This window comes from Halobacillus naozhouensis (assembly GCF_029714185.1).
In the GTDB taxonomy this organism is placed as follows: domain Bacteria; phylum Bacillota; class Bacilli; order Bacillales; family Halobacillaceae; genus Halobacillus_A; species Halobacillus_A naozhouensis.
The window spans coordinates 949,265-962,994 of the sequence record NZ_CP121671.1; the positions used below are offsets into that span (position 1 = coordinate 949,265).

Here is a 13,730-nt window from a genome sequence, read left to right on the forward strand (position 1 = left end):
GTCCTCCTATTAATCTTTTATTTTTCGGGTAAGAATTTATTCGTGAAGGCTTCCTTAGCTTTCAACTTCTTATTAAGTAAATCATGGTTGTACATCCATTCAGCATAATTCTTCCAAACTTCTAAATCCTGCTGTCCCCAGCGTTTCGCATCGGCTTGATATTTAGGCGACAACCATTCTTGGCTGGCGTGAACGAGTTCCGGATCCAGGTCAGGCACGGCTTCGATTAATAGATCTGCTGCTTTGTCTGGATGATCGATGGCAAACTGATATCCTTTTGATACAGCGGCCATAAAGGCTTCAACGGTTTCTGGGTTATCGGCCATCATACTTTCACTTGTCGTTAAGATGGGAGTATAGTAATCTAGTTTTTCAGAGTAATCGGTTAAGTACATCATGTTCAATTCTTGACCCCGAAGCTCAGCCTCTACACCTGTCCAGCCATAATAAATCCAGGCGAAGTCGACGTCTCGTTTAACAGCTGTGAAAAAATCAGTATTCCCCATATTAATGATGTTAACTTTCTCAACATCTGCATTTTCCTTTTTCATTAATGAAGAGAGTACAGCTTTCTCGACAGGCGCGCCCCATCCACCGTATGTTTTACCTTCAAAGTCTTCAGGTGATGTGATGTCTTTCTCTTCAGGTGAAGCGAATCCTGAAGTGTTGTGCTGGATAATCGCTCCAATCGAGACAATCGGGATCTCTTGAATACGAGCTTCTGTCACCGTTTCCTGTGCACTAATGCCGAAGTCTGCTTTACCAGAGGCCACGAGTTGGTCTGCCCCGGCTTCCCCCGGGAGCATAATCTCAACATCTAAGCCTTGTTCTGCAAAGTACCCTTCAGCTTGAGCCACATAAAGTCCAGTATGGTTTGTGTTGGGTGTCCAATCGAGTACAAGCTTTACTTCCTGCTTTTTATCTCCGTTATGAGCCGTGTTACTTTCTTCACCACTCGAGCAGGCGGCTAATACAAGTAATGTACTAAAGAGTAATAAAAGCTTTTTCATCTGGTTTCCTCCTAAAAAAGTGATGGTATGTTAACGCCAAGTTTAATTGGAAGCAGGGATTTTAGAGCATGAAAAAAGCACCCTGGTACCATACCTAGGGTGCATATCTACTAATAAACGAAAGTTCGTTTCATATGTTTCCTACGCTGGTTTAAACCAGATCAGGTTCCAAGGGTCAGCATCTTTTACGGATACAATCTCAACCAGCTAAACTGGTCCCCCTACATTCAATCTATACATTTTTGTTAACACGTTGTCTTTTAAACTGTGCCATAGATGCAGGTAATTATCAAGGGGGGGTGAGATATATAGGGAGAATAGTTAGTTTAATAAAGTTCGTTTCAAAAAAGTTTACAGAATTCGGAATTCGTTTATACATAGGGCAAGGAGGCGATAGAAAATGAGTAAAGGAAAAGGATATTCAGATAAAGTTAAAGGAGCTGTAAGCAAAGCAAAAGGTGAAGTGAAGGACCAGGTAGGAAATGCTGCAGATAACAAGAGAATGCAAAATGAAGGGAAGAAGGATAAGTTGAAAGGGAATGCTCAGAACGCATCAGGCGCTCATAAAAACAGAGAACAGTAGTAAAACCAATGTTTCTATTGGCGATATAATACGATCTAAGGTGAAAGAAATTGGGTTTGATGCTTCTAAGGCCGAACAATTAGAAGAGGAATTAAAACCGCTCGAGCAATCGAGCGGTTATTTTAATGGGATAAGATGGCTTTTCCAGAGGGATTCGCACTTAATCATTTATCAAAACGGACTAATTATCAGAAATGTAATTCAATTGTTATGTTTGTATTATTTCTAATTCTGCACGTCTAAATAAGTTGATTCCATTGGCTTTATTATATTACAAACAACGACCTCTAAATAATAATTAAGGAAAAACATGTAAATATTCATTCTTTATGAATGAAGCCAGGTTTTAAGTATTCATAAAGGTGTTATTGTGCACTAAAGCAAATTAATGATGTCGTTTCGAGGATTAACTTTGAAAGGAGAATCAAAAATGAGTGTGCAAAAAACTGCAGATAGTTCTAGTCTCGCGGAAGTCATTGACAGAATTCTTGACAAAGGAATTGTAATAGATGCGTATGCACGAGTTTCCCTTGTAGGAATAGAAATTCTGACGGTTGAGGCCAGAGTGGTAATCGCAAGTGTGGATACATGGTTACGGTACGCCAATGCGGTTGGTTTACTGCGGGATGAAGCGCAAGAGGAAGGCATGGTGAAGCAACAAGGTGAGCGTGATACTCAATTCAGCTTCTAACCATCCAACCATATCAAGAAAAAATTGAAAGAAGGTGAGTCTAGTGGCAAATCAAGAAAACAGCGAACAGCAAACCATGCAACAGAGCGAAGAGCAGCAGACAGACCAGAATAAAAATCAGCAGGATCATGAGCAGAAATCTACTGAGTCTGCAAACTCTACGAATCTGGCTTTAATTGGCGGGGTAGTCGGAGCTAGCATGGGACTGTTGGCAAGTCCCGAAACAGGCAAAAAAGTAGCCGGTCGTATCGGGCAGTCTGAGGTATTCAAGGGTGCGAGCAGAGAACTCCGAAGAACTGCACAGGAAATCATTACTGAGCAGGCTATGATTACGTTAAGGCAAACAGCCGCAGGATACTGGGGTAAATACGAAAACAAATTGCTGAACCATGGCCAGGAAAAAGAGAAATCAGAAGAAGACAGAACGTCAAGTACAGAAACGAGTGAACATGATGATTCTGAGCAGTACAAGGAACTGAAAGAGGAAAATAAACGCCTAAATGAAAATCTTCAACGGATTGAAGAGAAATTAAATGCATTGCTGGAGGCCAAAGGATAAAACCATAAGTCACCCTTGGAAGGGGGGATTTAATGAGTGCTAAACCTATGAAGAAGGCCGTAGGGAAGGCGGCAAAGAAAGCAATCAAGAAAGCTCCTTCTGAATGGAAGCAGAAGGCTAAAGATGAACTTCAAAATAAAGCCACTGATAAAGTGGAAGAAAAAGTTCAATCAAAAGTAAATCAAGCTTCTGAGAAATTGGCTGAAGTGAAAGAGAACAATGCCCATAACGTTCATGGGAAAGCAGAAGATGCAAAAGAAAAGGTTCAGGATGTATTACTGTCAGTCCGTGACAAGCTTGGAAACGTAAAAGAAGCAGGGGAAGAGTTTCAGAAGAAAATCTCCTCAAGTAATAAGAGGGACAAGGTAAAAGGTGTTGAGAACCTTAAAAGTGTCTCAGATATAAAAAGTGCAACCAATATTAAAGGACCATCTGAAGTAAAAAAGTCAACGGATTTGAAATCAGTAAACAACATTAAAAAAATAGGCTGATTCTTGACTTTAATTTTGAAAGGAGAATGTAAAGTGGCTGTACAAAAGACTGCTGATAGTTCCAGTTTAGCTGAGGTAATTGACCGTATTCTTGACAAAGGAATTGTGATTGATGCGTATGCAAGAGTTTCTGTAGTAGGAATTGAAATCCTTACGGTTGAGGCCAGAGTCGTAATTGCCAGTGTTGATACGTGGTTACGTTATGCTGAAGCTGTAGGTCTGCTGCGAGATGACGTGGAAGAAGAAGGGCTTCCTGCCCAACCGAATGAAAGAAATGCACAGTTTAGTATTTAGGAAAAATGTGTATGAGGGAACTCGCAACAATTGCGGGTCCCTCCACTTTTACTATGAACCACGTGGAGGAAGACTATGGAAATTAAAGAAATCATGCAGAATGTGAATAGTTTTTTTGCTGAACATGTAGCCCCGCCTCATAAAATTACTTCCGTTGAGAAGGCAGAGGAAGAAGGGTGGAGGGTTACGGTAGAAGTGATTGAAGAAAAGGAATATATGAAAAAGTATGCAAAGGACGAGATGCTCGGGACGTACGATGTTCTGGTCAATCAAGATAAAGAAGTCACCTCCTTTAAGCGAGTTGATATCCGATATCGGAGTAAGATCGAAAGCTAACAGAGGTGACTGGAGGGATGCCCTAAATGACAGTCCTAAAGGAGAAAATTAATCATGACTCAAAAGCGCTGATACAGGATACCAGGACAAAGAGTCTGCTTTCCCGTTCTTTAAGGTATTTAAAAGCAGGTTATCCGGTTCATTTTACGGGACCTGCCGGGGCAGGAAAAACCTCCCTGGCTCTGGCTCTCGCGAAGAAACGAAAGCGCCCAGTCATGTTGATGCACGGGAATCATGAGTTAAATAACAAGGATCTGATCGGCGACTTTACGGGTTACACAAGTCAAAAGGTTGTCGACCAATATGTACGATCTGTTTATAAAAAGGATGAAAATGTTACGGAAACATGGAGAGATGGCCGGCTGCTTGAGGCAGCTAAACATGGGTATACGCTAGTGTATGACGAGTTTACCCGTTCGAGGCCAACGACGAATAACATCTTTCTGTCCATTTTAGAAGAAGGGGTGATCCCTTTATATGGATCGAAATTAACGGAGCCTTTCGTCCGTGTACATCCTGAGTTTTCAGTGATTTTCACGAGTAATCCGGTTGAATATGCAGGTGTTTATAAAACACAGGATGCCTTATTGGATCGGTTGATTACGATTTCTGTGGATTATCAGGATCTTGATCGGGAAGCAGAGATTGTGTCTGAAAAAATAGGTGTCGAGGATAGTGAAGCAAAGGCGATTACGACTCTAGTGACGAAATTACGCCAGCAATGTACGAAGGCTGACAGTAAAGGACCGAGTTTACGCTCCTCGCTTATGATCGCAAGGCTGTCTTCAAAAGAAGATATTCCGATAGATGGGGAAAATGAAGACTTTCAGGAGTTGTGCCTGGATCTATTAAGTCATACAGTGAGCCGTTGCCTGGAAACTGAGCATCCTCTGCAAGAAGCTGAGAAGTTGATCCTCAATGAGTGCAGCAACGTATAAAGGATGAAGGTAAAGGAGAGAGAACAATGGATCAACAAAATGAAACAGGAATTTATATTTTCTGTGGAATTCAAACGAATCATGACGAGCAATTCGGGACAATTGAACTGGAAGGGGAACGAAGGGAAACATTTACGATCCCTTATAAAGATGCTGCGATGGTTGCGGCTGAAGTTCCGATGAAGATTTATCATCCCAACCGGGAAAACTTGATGATGCATCAAAATGTGATCTCAAATGTGATGACCCACAATGATACGGTAATTCCGATTAGCTTTGGTAATGTTTTTCAAACGAAAGAAGATGTAGCCGTATTGCTCGAGAACTTGTACCCGCAATTTGAAAAGCTGTTTCCAGAAATCAAAGGGAAAATTGAGCTTGGTTTGAAAGTCATCGGGAAAAAAGAGTGGCTTGAATCGAGAGTTAATCAAAATCCTGAGGTAGAGGAAATGGCTCAGACGGTTCGCGGTAAATCCGAAGCGGCTGGTTATTACGATCGCATCAAACTCGGCGGTGCTGCACAAAAGATATTTGCAAGTATGCAGGATGAGTTGAAATCAAGCGTTTACACACCGTTAGAAGAAGCAGCTGAAGCAGCTAAAGCGAATGATCCGATTGGAGAGAAAATGCTTCTTAATGCCTCGTTTTTAGTTGACCGCGATAAAGAGGAAGCGTTTGATGAAAAGGTCAACGAAGCTCATGAGGAATGGAAGGATAAGGTCGAATTTAACTATACGGGTCCTTGGCCCGCATACAATTTCATCGATATCCGATTGACTGTTGAGGAAACCTGATGCTGCATAAATTGGTGACCGGGCCAATGAATATGGTTAAGAAAATCGGTGAAAAGGTGCAGGAAGAAGCCGACAAGGAGTTGTATGACCTTTCAACCATTCAACAGAAGCTGGTGCAGCTGCAAATGATGTATGAGTTAGAGGAAATTCCCGAAGATGTTTATAAAGAAAAGGAAGAGGAACTGCTACAACGATACGAAGTGGCTAAACGTAAAGAAATGGAACAGTGGGAAGAGCTGACGAAGCAAAAGGAAGAGTGAATAAACAATGGATAAGAAAATCTATTTATATGGCTTAATACCGGGAGCAGAAGCAGACCAACAACCGCTTCCATCCGCGGAAGGGTTTGATGGTGAAGGAACTCTTTACACCCTCCCTATAAATAATATCAATGCAGTCGTTTGTGATCTTGATCCAAATGACTATGATGAAGAATCGATTGAACAAAAGATTAATAATGATTTGGAATGGCTGCAGAAGAAGGCCTTTCATCATCATGAGGCCTTAACATTACTTTATAACAACTATACAGTGATTCCCCTGAAGTTCTGCACGATTTATAACAGTAAAGAGAGTTTACAACAATCGATTGAATCGAATGAAGATAAGGTTGAAAGTTCATTTCAATTGCTGCGGGGCAACGAGGAATGGAACTTGAAAATATATTGCGATGAAGACCAATTGAAGCAGCAAGTAAGCCAAAACAATGCTGCCATTGAAGAGAAGCGAAAGGAAATCAAGGAATTGCCTCCGGGACGACAATTTTTTGAAAGAAAGAAGATTGAGCATCTCATTGAAAAAGAGCTTGAGAAGGAAAAGGACCGTATTTGTGACTACGTTCATGAAGAGCTGAAAGACTTTTCGATGCACGCGGATGTGAAAAAAAATTGGGGTAGGGACGTCACAGGTCTTAAGGAGAATATGAGTTGGAACAGTGTTTACCTGCTTCCCACAGCTAGTGTGGAATCCTTTTTAGAAAAGGTGGAATCTCAGGAAAAGGAACTGAGTGGTTCAGGATTAAGGCTCGAGGCATCAGGACCATGGCCAGCTTATCATTTTTCCAGTTTTTCTTGAAATGAGGGGAATGGATAAATGTCATCACTTAGAGAAACCGTTGAAAACAAAGAGGTAGGACTCATAGATATATTGGATGTCATTCTTGATAAAGGAGTGGCGATTAAAGGCGATTTAATCATATCAATTGCCGGTGTGGACCTTGTGTATTTAGATTTACGAGTTTTAATTTCTTCAGTAGAAACACTAGTCCAATCTTACGAAAACGATCGAAGTGGTGTAACTTCAAACAACTTCGATGAGCAAAGGAGGGAGTTAGTCAATGCAACCGGCCAGCCAGACAAATGGACGGATTAACCTTGATCCAGATAACGCAGAAGATGGACTTGCCCAGCTTGTAATGACGGTGATTGAATTACTACGGCAAATTGTGGAACGACATGCGATGAGGCGTGTGGAAGGTGGTACCTTAACAGAGGAACAAGTTGAGGAACTTGGGGTCGCTTTAATGAATTTAGAAGAAAAAATGGAAGAATTGAAAGAGGTTTTTGGTCTTGACGCCGAAGATTTAAATATAGATCTTGGTCCTTTAGGAAATCTATTGTAAGACGGCATTCGAAGATATAAGGAAGTAGGAAAGGAGGCACCGAGTATGGCAGTTGAACAACCTATGCAATCTAGCACAATCGTCGATGTACTGGAAAAAGTGTTGGACAAAGGTGTCGTCATAGCAGGTGATATACGTGTCGGAATTGCTGATGTGGAACTTTTGACTATTAAAATCCGCCTCATCGTCGCCTCTGTTGATAAAGCGAAAGAAATAGGTATGGACTGGTGGGAAACAGACCCCTACTTGAGTTCAAAAGCTACAGAAAATAATCAGGCATTGGAAGAAGAAAACAAGAAATTAAAAGAACGGCTCGATGCACTGGAAAGTCAAATGAGTAACAACCGCTGGAATACTGCTGATCAAGAATAAAATTGGAGGGATCACTTATGGCTGAGCAAACGAATGAAACGAAGAATACAAACAACACAAACAACACAAACAAAGGCGGCCCTATCAGACGTGCTGCGACGGGTGGAATTGTAGGTGCGACCGTTGGTTATTTATCCACACCTAAGAACAGGAAAAAGCTGATAGCTAAAGTTAGCAAGGACGCTTTGAAGGGGCAGAGCTCGAAGCTTGGTAACATGGCTAAGGAAACATTTACTAGTATAAAAGATTCAGGTATGGAAAAATCAAGCAAAGCTTTTCAGAGTATGAAATCTTCTACCTCGAACTTTTTAAAGAAAGATCGGGATGACGTTTCTGAGGATGAGGAAGAGGAAAATACAGAAATTGCAGAGGATGTGGATACCGAACTTGAACTGAGTGAAACAGGGAATAAAGCTCATGAAAGTGACGATGAAGAGGAAGAGGACCGTGATTATCAGAACTTAAAACAAGAAAACGAGATGCTTCAAGAACGTCTTCAGAGTCTCGAAGAAAAAATGGACAAATTCCTTGAAATGAGCAGCACCGCTGCCGCTACCTCTGAGGAAGACGATGTGGAAGAACAAGAAGAGGATGTCGAGGATCAGGGTGAAGAACAAGAAGAGTCAAGGGACCAAGACGAAGAAAAAGAAAAAGAAAAAGCTTCCAAACCAACTCGTTCATCCAGCAAAACTAAACAGAATGATAAAGAAGAAGACGTAGACGAAGATAAAGAATCCAATAATAATTCAAAGAAGAAAAGTACGAATAAGTCCAGTACTGCCAAAAAGTCAAAAGCTAAGAAACAGGATACCAAAGATGAAGACACAAATGAGGAAGTGACAGCATTATCAAGTAATGATGACACTTCTGCATAAGTAATTGAGTAATAAGGAGAGATGACTATGAGTGAAGCAGCAAAAGATAATATATTGGAATTCTTTGTAAGAGCCTCTAACAAGCATGGATTCGAGCTGGATATTTCCTTACTCGTTAATGGAGCGATTGTTTCCGGAACGATGGTTTCAGCTAAAGAATATTTCGAGCATTTAAGTGAATCGTTTGAAGATGGCAGTGATGTTTCGCAGGAATTGAGTAATCAGCTTGCGCAAGCAGGTGAATCTGCCGAGTCCAATAATGACGGAGAAGCTCATTTCATTCATTTGAAAAATACACGTGTTTACTGTGGTGACAGCAAACCTACCCCTTCAAAAGGAAAAATTCTCTGGAGAGGGAAGTTAAGTGAAGTAGACAGTTTCTTTCTAGGTAAAATCTCAGAACCTAAAAGCAGCAGTAACAAAAAAGGATGATTTATTTTCAAAGTAGGGGAGAAGTCTTTTTCGATCCTTAAGGAACGTACCAGATTCGGATCATGGTGCGTTCCTCTCTTCTTTCTTCGCAAGTTTCATTTTAAAGGTTGCGGAGTACGTCCGGGATGAAAAATACCTGGCAGAAAATGCTCTCTGCCAGGGTTGATGGAACTTACCTACATGATTCAATTTCATAGCAGTTGAACCGTCTATTTTCCTTCTATATATGCGTATTTATAAATGTAACCTGACCCCATTGGGTTTCGGAACGTTCCTTTGATATAAGGTTTTTGCAGTTTAGCGGAACCTTTCTGGTAGATTGGTGCGATGACGGCATCTTCTTTGATTAATAGTTTTTCAGCTTGTAAGAATGCTTCAAACCGTTCTGCGGGTTTTTGAGCTAGTTCGTTATTGGCGCGCTCGATCAGCTTATCATATTCTTCACTTGCGTAGCCTGTTTTGTTATTGGCACCATCAGTCACCCATAAATTCATGAACGTGTTGGCGTCAAGGTAGTCAGGCAGCCACACATAGTTTTGCAGTTCATATTCCATTTCTGAGTTGCGTCGTAAACGCTCTTTGAATGGAACGGATTGAACATTAATGGTCAATCCCTCAAGCTGTTCAAGCTGACCTTTGAAATAGGCCGTCATTTTTTTGGCTACTCCCATATCGTCTCCTAAGAGATTTAATTCTACTTCCTCAACGCCCAGTTCTTCTTTCGCTTTTTGCCAAAATTCCTTAGCCTTCTCTGGGTTATATGGTGCGAGATTTCCATTGATCTCACGGAAGTCTTTTCCAGACTCAGGGTGTGAGACGAACTCCGCAGGCATGGTTCCGCCGATCGGGGTAGCTCCATTATTTAAAATAACGTTGGCGACATTTTCCTTGTTAATAATGCGCTGGATCGCTTTTCTGGCATTCTTATTACTCAGAATTTCATTTTCCTGGTTCATCTTAATGTACAACAGACTAGGCTTTCTGATCGTAGAAAATTCCGGTGAAGAACTGTACTTATCGACAAATTCGGCTGTCAAACTTGTACGGTCTAAATCCCCCGATTCATACAGGTTAACAGACGTGGCGATCTCTTTGACCACTTTCACATTGATTTTATCGAGTTTGACATTCTCTTTATCCCAATAATTCTCGTTCTTCTCGAGTACCCAGCCTTCACCGGCTTTCCACTCGGTAAACTTGAAAGGGCCATTAGCGAGAAGAGCGTCCGCCGACAGGGCAAAATTTTCTCCATGCTTTTCGACAAATTCTTGATTTAATGGCAGAAACGTAGTGAATGTCGTCAGTTCCTTGAAATAGGGAATAGGTTTCTCCAGTTGGACTTCTAAAGTTGTATCATCGATTGCTTTTACACCAAGCTTTTCAACGGGCATTTCCCCTGTTGAAACAGCTTCTGCATTCTTAACGACACCATTGAACATGTAAGGTCCGTATTCCGAACCTACTTCCGGATTTACTGCGCGACGCCAGGAATAAACAAAATCATGAGCCGTCACAGGGTCGCCATTCGACCACTTGGCCTCCCGCAGCTTAAATGTCCACGTTGTTCCATCCTCACTTACCTCATGGCTCTTAGCAATCCCCGGTTCAATTTCTGCATTTTTACCGAACCGGTACAGGCCATCCGTGGTTGCTGCAAGCCATTGAAAAGCAACAACGTCTGTTGCCATGGACGGATCCATCGTAGGTATTTCACTTGATTCCGATATGTTTAGAACCTGTTTATCATCGGACTGTTCATTCCCATCGGAGCTCGTTTCAGAGTTAGAAGACGATGATTCTCCTGAACACGCCGCTAAAAAAGTACTTAACATTACCATACTGAACAACAAGGTCTTGTACATTTTCACTGTTACACCAACCTCCAAATTATGTAATTGATAGAAACAACTTTTATAGTAGCAGACTTGTCAGTAAATTCGCAATTATTTAATTCAGGAAGATATTAAAGCTTTAAAGCTTGTTTGAAAAAGCGTAAAAGTCACGCTAATATTGATTTACCACGGGATTTGTGGAATTAGTAGATAGTTAAACAGGTGGGAAAAGATAAAAAAGCGGCCACTTTTTTAATAGGCTATTTGAACCTTTTTTTGGAATAGTTAGGAATATAGGGAATGTCGGATTCTTTGAAGGGAGAAGGGGTAGGGAAGAAAGGCCTATGATGATTTATAGGTGATTTCCACCACTTTTTGTAATTGGTTTTTTTGTGAAAAGAAAAAAGTAACCACCCCGAAAGAATAGAGTAGTTACTTTTTGTAGATTGGTCCTCACGATTATTGTGAAAATAAGTATTCGTACCGTATTAGTGGCGTTTGCTTAACCAGAGCACACCTGATTTAGCTAAACGAGGTAAACGCCCTGTCACAGGCTGCTGCATCATATTTCCAAAACCGTCAGATTTCCCGAGGGATCCCAATGTACCTTTTAACTTAATTTCGGCGGGTTTCTTCGGTTCCTCTCCCTTGAGCACAGCTTCCAGGACCTCAGCAATTTGCTCACCTTGCTGACCGGCCAGCTGGGCACTCGGCGAGTGATAAGATGAGGCACAATCCCCTACTACATATACCTGCGGATGTGTAGGCACTTGATAATAATCATTTAGGATAATCTTTTCCTGTTCATCCTTTTCAAAAGAAAGCTCCCGAACTAAGTAATTAGGCCGAACGCCGGCTGTCCAAATGGTGACGTCATTCAAGTAACAAACCCCGTTATTGCAAACGCCGTCTCGTTCTACGTATTCAACATTGGAATGATGAATGACTTCTACATCATTTTTAGCAAACCATTCTTCTACATATCCCTGAATTTTAGAGTCAAAGGCTTTAAGAACAGATGCCCCGCGATCAAGCAGCCTAATATTAAGATCTGGCCTGCTTTCTCTTACTTCTGAAGCTACTTCGATTCCGCTTAGTCCGGCACCGACGATGGTTACTATTCCATAAGCTTGTAAATTACCGATAGCCAGTCCGGCACGTCTTGCCTTGCCGAATGTTTGTACACTCTCGGTGAATTCTTGTGCTCCTTCAATGCCATGGTAGTTGTCCTCACAGCCAAGACCGAGCACTAAATAATCAAAGTCAATGGCTTCACTCGACTGTTTCATTAAAATTTGCTGATTGTCTATATCAATTTTCTCAATTTCTCCATACTCATAATTTACCTGGTCATCCGTAGGAAACTCCATACGTACATCGCGATCGGCAATGGTGCCGGCTGCAATCGTGTAGAATTCCGTTTTTAACGAATGATAGGGATTCCGATCGACTACAGTAATATGTACATCATCAGGGAGGTTATTAGAAATTAAGTTCATTAATATTTTAAGACCGCCGTAACCTCCGCCAAGTATAACTAATCTTTTCAACGTTAACACCCACTTTTTAAAAATAGCTCTCATTTCATACTTTGATCCATCGCAACCGCTTTCGGATGTTTCTACTTCAACATTACCAAAAATAATAGAAGAAAACTACAGCAAAAGTCAGTTTACATAGTGATGACGATCGCTTGACTGCCTAGCTGCTTCCAGCCTTTAATAAACTGTTCCTTATTTACTTTCTGGTTTTTGAAACCATATGGATTGTTAATATAGAAATTATTTTTATCATAGCCAGTTAGGACCACACTATGTAAGTCAAAAGTAATCTCGATTTCTCCACTTGGTGTGTCCCAAGGGCGAAAACTGTTGACAGGTCCGAATGTCGACGTCACAATCACCCAAACAGGGAGTCCCTGATCAAGATAGTGAAACAGCTTTTCGGGGCCGCTTCCCGTGAAATCAATGAGACGATCACCGACATAACTTCTAGTCGCTTCAGCAAGAGGACCATGGTAAATCGATAACCCCGGCCCATCCTCCATATCCCCGACGAATCCTTCGTTAGGATTTCCTCTAAGTCCGTTTGAATAGACCAATGGCACGCGGTTTACCTTCTCAGCTAGTTCATTTTTCGTAACGGCTATATCAAAATAATTAAGAATCATGGCCATACTCGTTACTTCGCACCCATTATATAGTCGTGGCGGGTCCATTTGATTTAGGAGTGGGACATCGAGCGGAAAGTCAGATGTTGGTTTGATTTCATCCCCTATGTTAATGAGGCCACCCTTTACCGTGACAGGATAGGGAAGGATCTCTTTAACAGCAGCAAGTGATAAATAAGGCTGATTATCTTTGAACAAGCTCGCTGCGCTTTTTACTTTAGAAGATGAGACAACTTTATCTCCTTCTTGAACGATGACCAGTCCATTTTTGTGAAAGGAATATTTCGTGTGATCTGCCTTTGTAATCTGGATGTGATCTTCTTTTACTTGAATTTTGTCCCCAAGAGCCTTTACTACAGGTGTTATAGGAATATACAGTTTGTGATTATGTAATAAAATATGGCTGTTCTCGCTTGGAGTCCCATTCAGGGAGAGATTCTTAATAGTCGTTGCATCATATGACTGTAACTTAGCTGTTGTTTGAGCGGACGGCAGGTGCTTTGGATTTGCAGCTGTGTTAATTTCGGCGTCAGAGACGGTTGTCTCGTTTTTCTTCAATTCTTCACCAGTCTTTTCTTTAGGTAGTTCCTTGTTTGGTTTCTCCCCGGTGTAGTCTTCCCATTGTGCAAAAACAACCCCGTAAATACTAAGCATACTAATGAGAAGCAGGAACATAAATAAATATTTAAAACGCACTACACCTTCTCCTTCATATAAAACAGTATTTCTTAT

General features: G+C 41.3%; 19 protein-coding genes and 1 riboswitch. Of the genes, 15 read left to right on the plus strand and 4 right to left on the minus strand.

Annotated elements, in window-relative coordinates; translation table 11 throughout:
• Window positions 1-17: 17 nt before the first annotated feature.
• Window positions 18-1,010: an ABC transporter substrate-binding protein gene (locus P9989_RS04870; protein ID WP_283077688.1), complete on the minus strand. Its 993-nt coding sequence runs from the start codon at window positions 1,008-1,010 to the stop codon at window positions 18-20.
• 121 nt (window positions 1,011-1,131) lie between these two features.
• A riboswitch (TPP riboswitch) is annotated at window positions 1,132-1,243 on the minus strand.
• 167 nt (window positions 1,244-1,410) lie between these two features.
• On the opposite strand from P9989_RS04870, the gene P9989_RS04875 reads away from it, so the two are divergent.
• The 15 genes from P9989_RS04875 (at window position 1,411) to gvpU (ending at window position 8,996) form a co-directional block, all read left to right on the plus strand.
• Window positions 1,411-1,593 (plus strand): CsbD family protein, encoded by a 183-nt coding sequence (locus P9989_RS04875; protein WP_283077689.1) that lies wholly within the window; start codon window positions 1,411-1,413, stop codon window positions 1,591-1,593.
• Window positions 1,594-2,023: 430 nt separating this feature from the next.
• Window positions 2,024-2,284, plus strand: a complete 261-nt coding sequence (gene gvpA, locus P9989_RS04880; protein ID WP_283077690.1) for a gas vesicle structural protein GvpA — start codon at window positions 2,024-2,026, stop codon at window positions 2,282-2,284.
• 43 nt (window positions 2,285-2,327) lie between these two features.
• Window positions 2,328-2,843, plus strand: a complete 516-nt coding sequence (gvpT, locus tag P9989_RS04885) for a YtxH domain-containing protein (protein ID WP_283077691.1) — start codon at window positions 2,328-2,330, stop codon at window positions 2,841-2,843.
• A gap of 32 nt (window positions 2,844-2,875) precedes the next feature.
• The gene (gvpQ, locus tag P9989_RS04890) at window positions 2,876-3,334 is read left to right on the plus strand and encodes a gas vesicle protein GvpQ (RefSeq protein WP_283077692.1); all 459 of its coding nucleotides are present in this window, start codon (window positions 2,876-2,878) and stop codon (window positions 3,332-3,334) included.
• 33 nt (window positions 3,335-3,367) lie between these two features.
• The gene (gene gvpJ / locus P9989_RS04895) at window positions 3,368-3,628 is read left to right on the plus strand and encodes a gas vesicle protein GvpJ (protein ID WP_079526327.1); all 261 of its coding nucleotides are present in this window, start codon (window positions 3,368-3,370) and stop codon (window positions 3,626-3,628) included.
• A gap of 75 nt (window positions 3,629-3,703) precedes the next feature.
• Window positions 3,704-3,964: a gas vesicle protein GvpO gene (gvpO, locus tag P9989_RS04900; RefSeq protein ID WP_283077693.1), complete on the plus strand. Its 261-nt coding sequence runs from the start codon at window positions 3,704-3,706 to the stop codon at window positions 3,962-3,964.
• Between the two features lie 26 nt (window positions 3,965-3,990).
• Complete coding sequence (gvpN, locus tag P9989_RS04905; protein WP_283077694.1) at window positions 3,991-4,902, plus strand: gas vesicle protein GvpN; 912 nt, start codon at window positions 3,991-3,993, stop codon at window positions 4,900-4,902.
• Window positions 4,903-4,928: 26 nt separating this feature from the next.
• Entirely contained in the window at window positions 4,929-5,696 is a 768-nt protein-coding gene (locus P9989_RS04910) for a GvpL/GvpF family gas vesicle protein (RefSeq protein ID WP_283077695.1), read from the plus strand.
• Complete coding sequence (locus tag P9989_RS04915) at window positions 5,696-5,956, plus strand: gas vesicle protein GvpG (protein ID WP_283077696.1); 261 nt, start codon at window positions 5,696-5,698, stop codon at window positions 5,954-5,956. Before P9989_RS04910 ends, P9989_RS04915 begins: the two co-directional genes overlap by 1 nt.
• Window positions 5,957-5,963: 7 nt before the next feature.
• Window positions 5,964-6,770, plus strand: a complete 807-nt coding sequence (locus P9989_RS04920) for a GvpL/GvpF family gas vesicle protein (RefSeq protein ID WP_283077697.1) — start codon at window positions 5,964-5,966, stop codon at window positions 6,768-6,770.
• An 18-nt stretch (window positions 6,771-6,788) separates the two neighbouring features.
• Window positions 6,789-7,067 (plus strand): gas vesicle protein, encoded by a 279-nt coding sequence (locus P9989_RS04925; protein WP_283077698.1) that lies wholly within the window; start codon window positions 6,789-6,791, stop codon window positions 7,065-7,067.
• Complete coding sequence (locus tag P9989_RS04930; RefSeq protein WP_283077699.1) at window positions 7,033-7,317, plus strand: gas vesicle protein K; 285 nt, start codon at window positions 7,033-7,035, stop codon at window positions 7,315-7,317. The genes P9989_RS04925 and P9989_RS04930 overlap by 35 nt, the downstream gene beginning before the upstream one ends.
• A gap of 45 nt (window positions 7,318-7,362) precedes the next feature.
• Window positions 7,363-7,689, plus strand: a complete 327-nt coding sequence (locus P9989_RS04935; protein ID WP_079526342.1) for a gas vesicle protein — start codon at window positions 7,363-7,365, stop codon at window positions 7,687-7,689.
• A 17-nt stretch (window positions 7,690-7,706) separates the two neighbouring features.
• The gene (gvpT, locus tag P9989_RS04940; protein WP_283077700.1) at window positions 7,707-8,564 is read left to right on the plus strand and encodes a YtxH domain-containing protein; all 858 of its coding nucleotides are present in this window, start codon (window positions 7,707-7,709) and stop codon (window positions 8,562-8,564) included.
• A gap of 27 nt (window positions 8,565-8,591) precedes the next feature.
• Window positions 8,592-8,996, plus strand: coding sequence for a gas vesicle accessory protein GvpU (gvpU, locus tag P9989_RS04945; protein ID WP_283077701.1), 405 nt, complete (start codon window positions 8,592-8,594; stop codon window positions 8,994-8,996).
• Between the two features lie 209 nt (window positions 8,997-9,205).
• Here gvpU and P9989_RS04950 read toward each other — a convergent pair whose 3' ends face one another.
• The 3 genes from P9989_RS04950 to P9989_RS04960 all read right to left on the minus strand — a co-directional run bounded on the left by P9989_RS04950 (window position 9,206) and on the right by P9989_RS04960 (window position 13,694).
• Window positions 9,206-10,858, minus strand: a complete 1,653-nt coding sequence (locus P9989_RS04950) for a peptide ABC transporter substrate-binding protein (protein WP_283078838.1) — start codon at window positions 10,856-10,858, stop codon at window positions 9,206-9,208.
• Window positions 10,859-11,316: 458 nt separating this feature from the next.
• Window positions 11,317-12,378 carry an NAD(P)/FAD-dependent oxidoreductase gene (locus tag P9989_RS04955; protein ID WP_283078839.1) on the minus strand — a complete coding sequence of 354 codons (1,062 nt, stop codon included), beginning with the start codon at window positions 12,376-12,378 and terminating at the stop codon, window positions 11,317-11,319.
• A 122-nt stretch (window positions 12,379-12,500) separates the two neighbouring features.
• The gene (locus P9989_RS04960) at window positions 12,501-13,694 is read right to left on the minus strand and encodes a C39 family peptidase (protein WP_283077702.1); all 1,194 of its coding nucleotides are present in this window, start codon (window positions 13,692-13,694) and stop codon (window positions 12,501-12,503) included.
• Window positions 13,695-13,730: the final 36 nt, after the last annotated feature.

Excerpts from the sequence above, each read along its gene's own strand:
- P9989_RS04870 (WP_283077688.1), bottom strand. The coding sequence starts at position 1,010 with ATGAAAAAGCTTTTATTACTCTTTAGTACATTACTTGTATTAGCCGCC.
- P9989_RS04875 (WP_283077689.1), top strand. The coding sequence starts at position 1,411 with ATGAGTAAAGGAAAAGGATATTCAGATAAAGTTAAAGGAGCTGTAAGC.
- gvpA (WP_283077690.1), top strand. The coding sequence starts at position 2,024 with ATGAGTGTGCAAAAAACTGCAGATAGTTCTAGTCTCGCGGAAGTCATT.
- gvpQ (WP_283077692.1), top strand. The coding sequence starts at position 2,876 with ATGAGTGCTAAACCTATGAAGAAGGCCGTAGGGAAGGCGGCAAAGAAA.
- gvpO (WP_283077693.1), top strand. The coding sequence starts at position 3,704 with ATGGAAATTAAAGAAATCATGCAGAATGTGAATAGTTTTTTTGCTGAA.
- gvpN (WP_283077694.1), top strand. The coding sequence starts at position 3,991 with ATGACAGTCCTAAAGGAGAAAATTAATCATGACTCAAAAGCGCTGATA.
- P9989_RS04910 (WP_283077695.1), top strand. The coding sequence starts at position 4,929 with ATGGATCAACAAAATGAAACAGGAATTTATATTTTCTGTGGAATTCAA.
- P9989_RS04915 (WP_283077696.1), top strand. The coding sequence starts at position 5,696 with ATGCTGCATAAATTGGTGACCGGGCCAATGAATATGGTTAAGAAAATC.
- P9989_RS04920 (WP_283077697.1), top strand. The coding sequence starts at position 5,964 with ATGGATAAGAAAATCTATTTATATGGCTTAATACCGGGAGCAGAAGCA.
- P9989_RS04925 (WP_283077698.1), top strand. The coding sequence starts at position 6,789 with ATGTCATCACTTAGAGAAACCGTTGAAAACAAAGAGGTAGGACTCATA.
- P9989_RS04930 (WP_283077699.1), top strand. The coding sequence starts at position 7,033 with ATGCAACCGGCCAGCCAGACAAATGGACGGATTAACCTTGATCCAGAT.
- P9989_RS04935 (WP_079526342.1), top strand. The coding sequence starts at position 7,363 with ATGGCAGTTGAACAACCTATGCAATCTAGCACAATCGTCGATGTACTG.
- gvpT (WP_283077700.1), top strand. The coding sequence starts at position 7,707 with ATGGCTGAGCAAACGAATGAAACGAAGAATACAAACAACACAAACAAC.
- gvpU (WP_283077701.1), top strand. The coding sequence starts at position 8,592 with ATGAGTGAAGCAGCAAAAGATAATATATTGGAATTCTTTGTAAGAGCC.
- P9989_RS04950 (WP_283078838.1), bottom strand. The coding sequence starts at position 10,858 with ATGTACAAGACCTTGTTGTTCAGTATGGTAATGTTAAGTACTTTTTTA.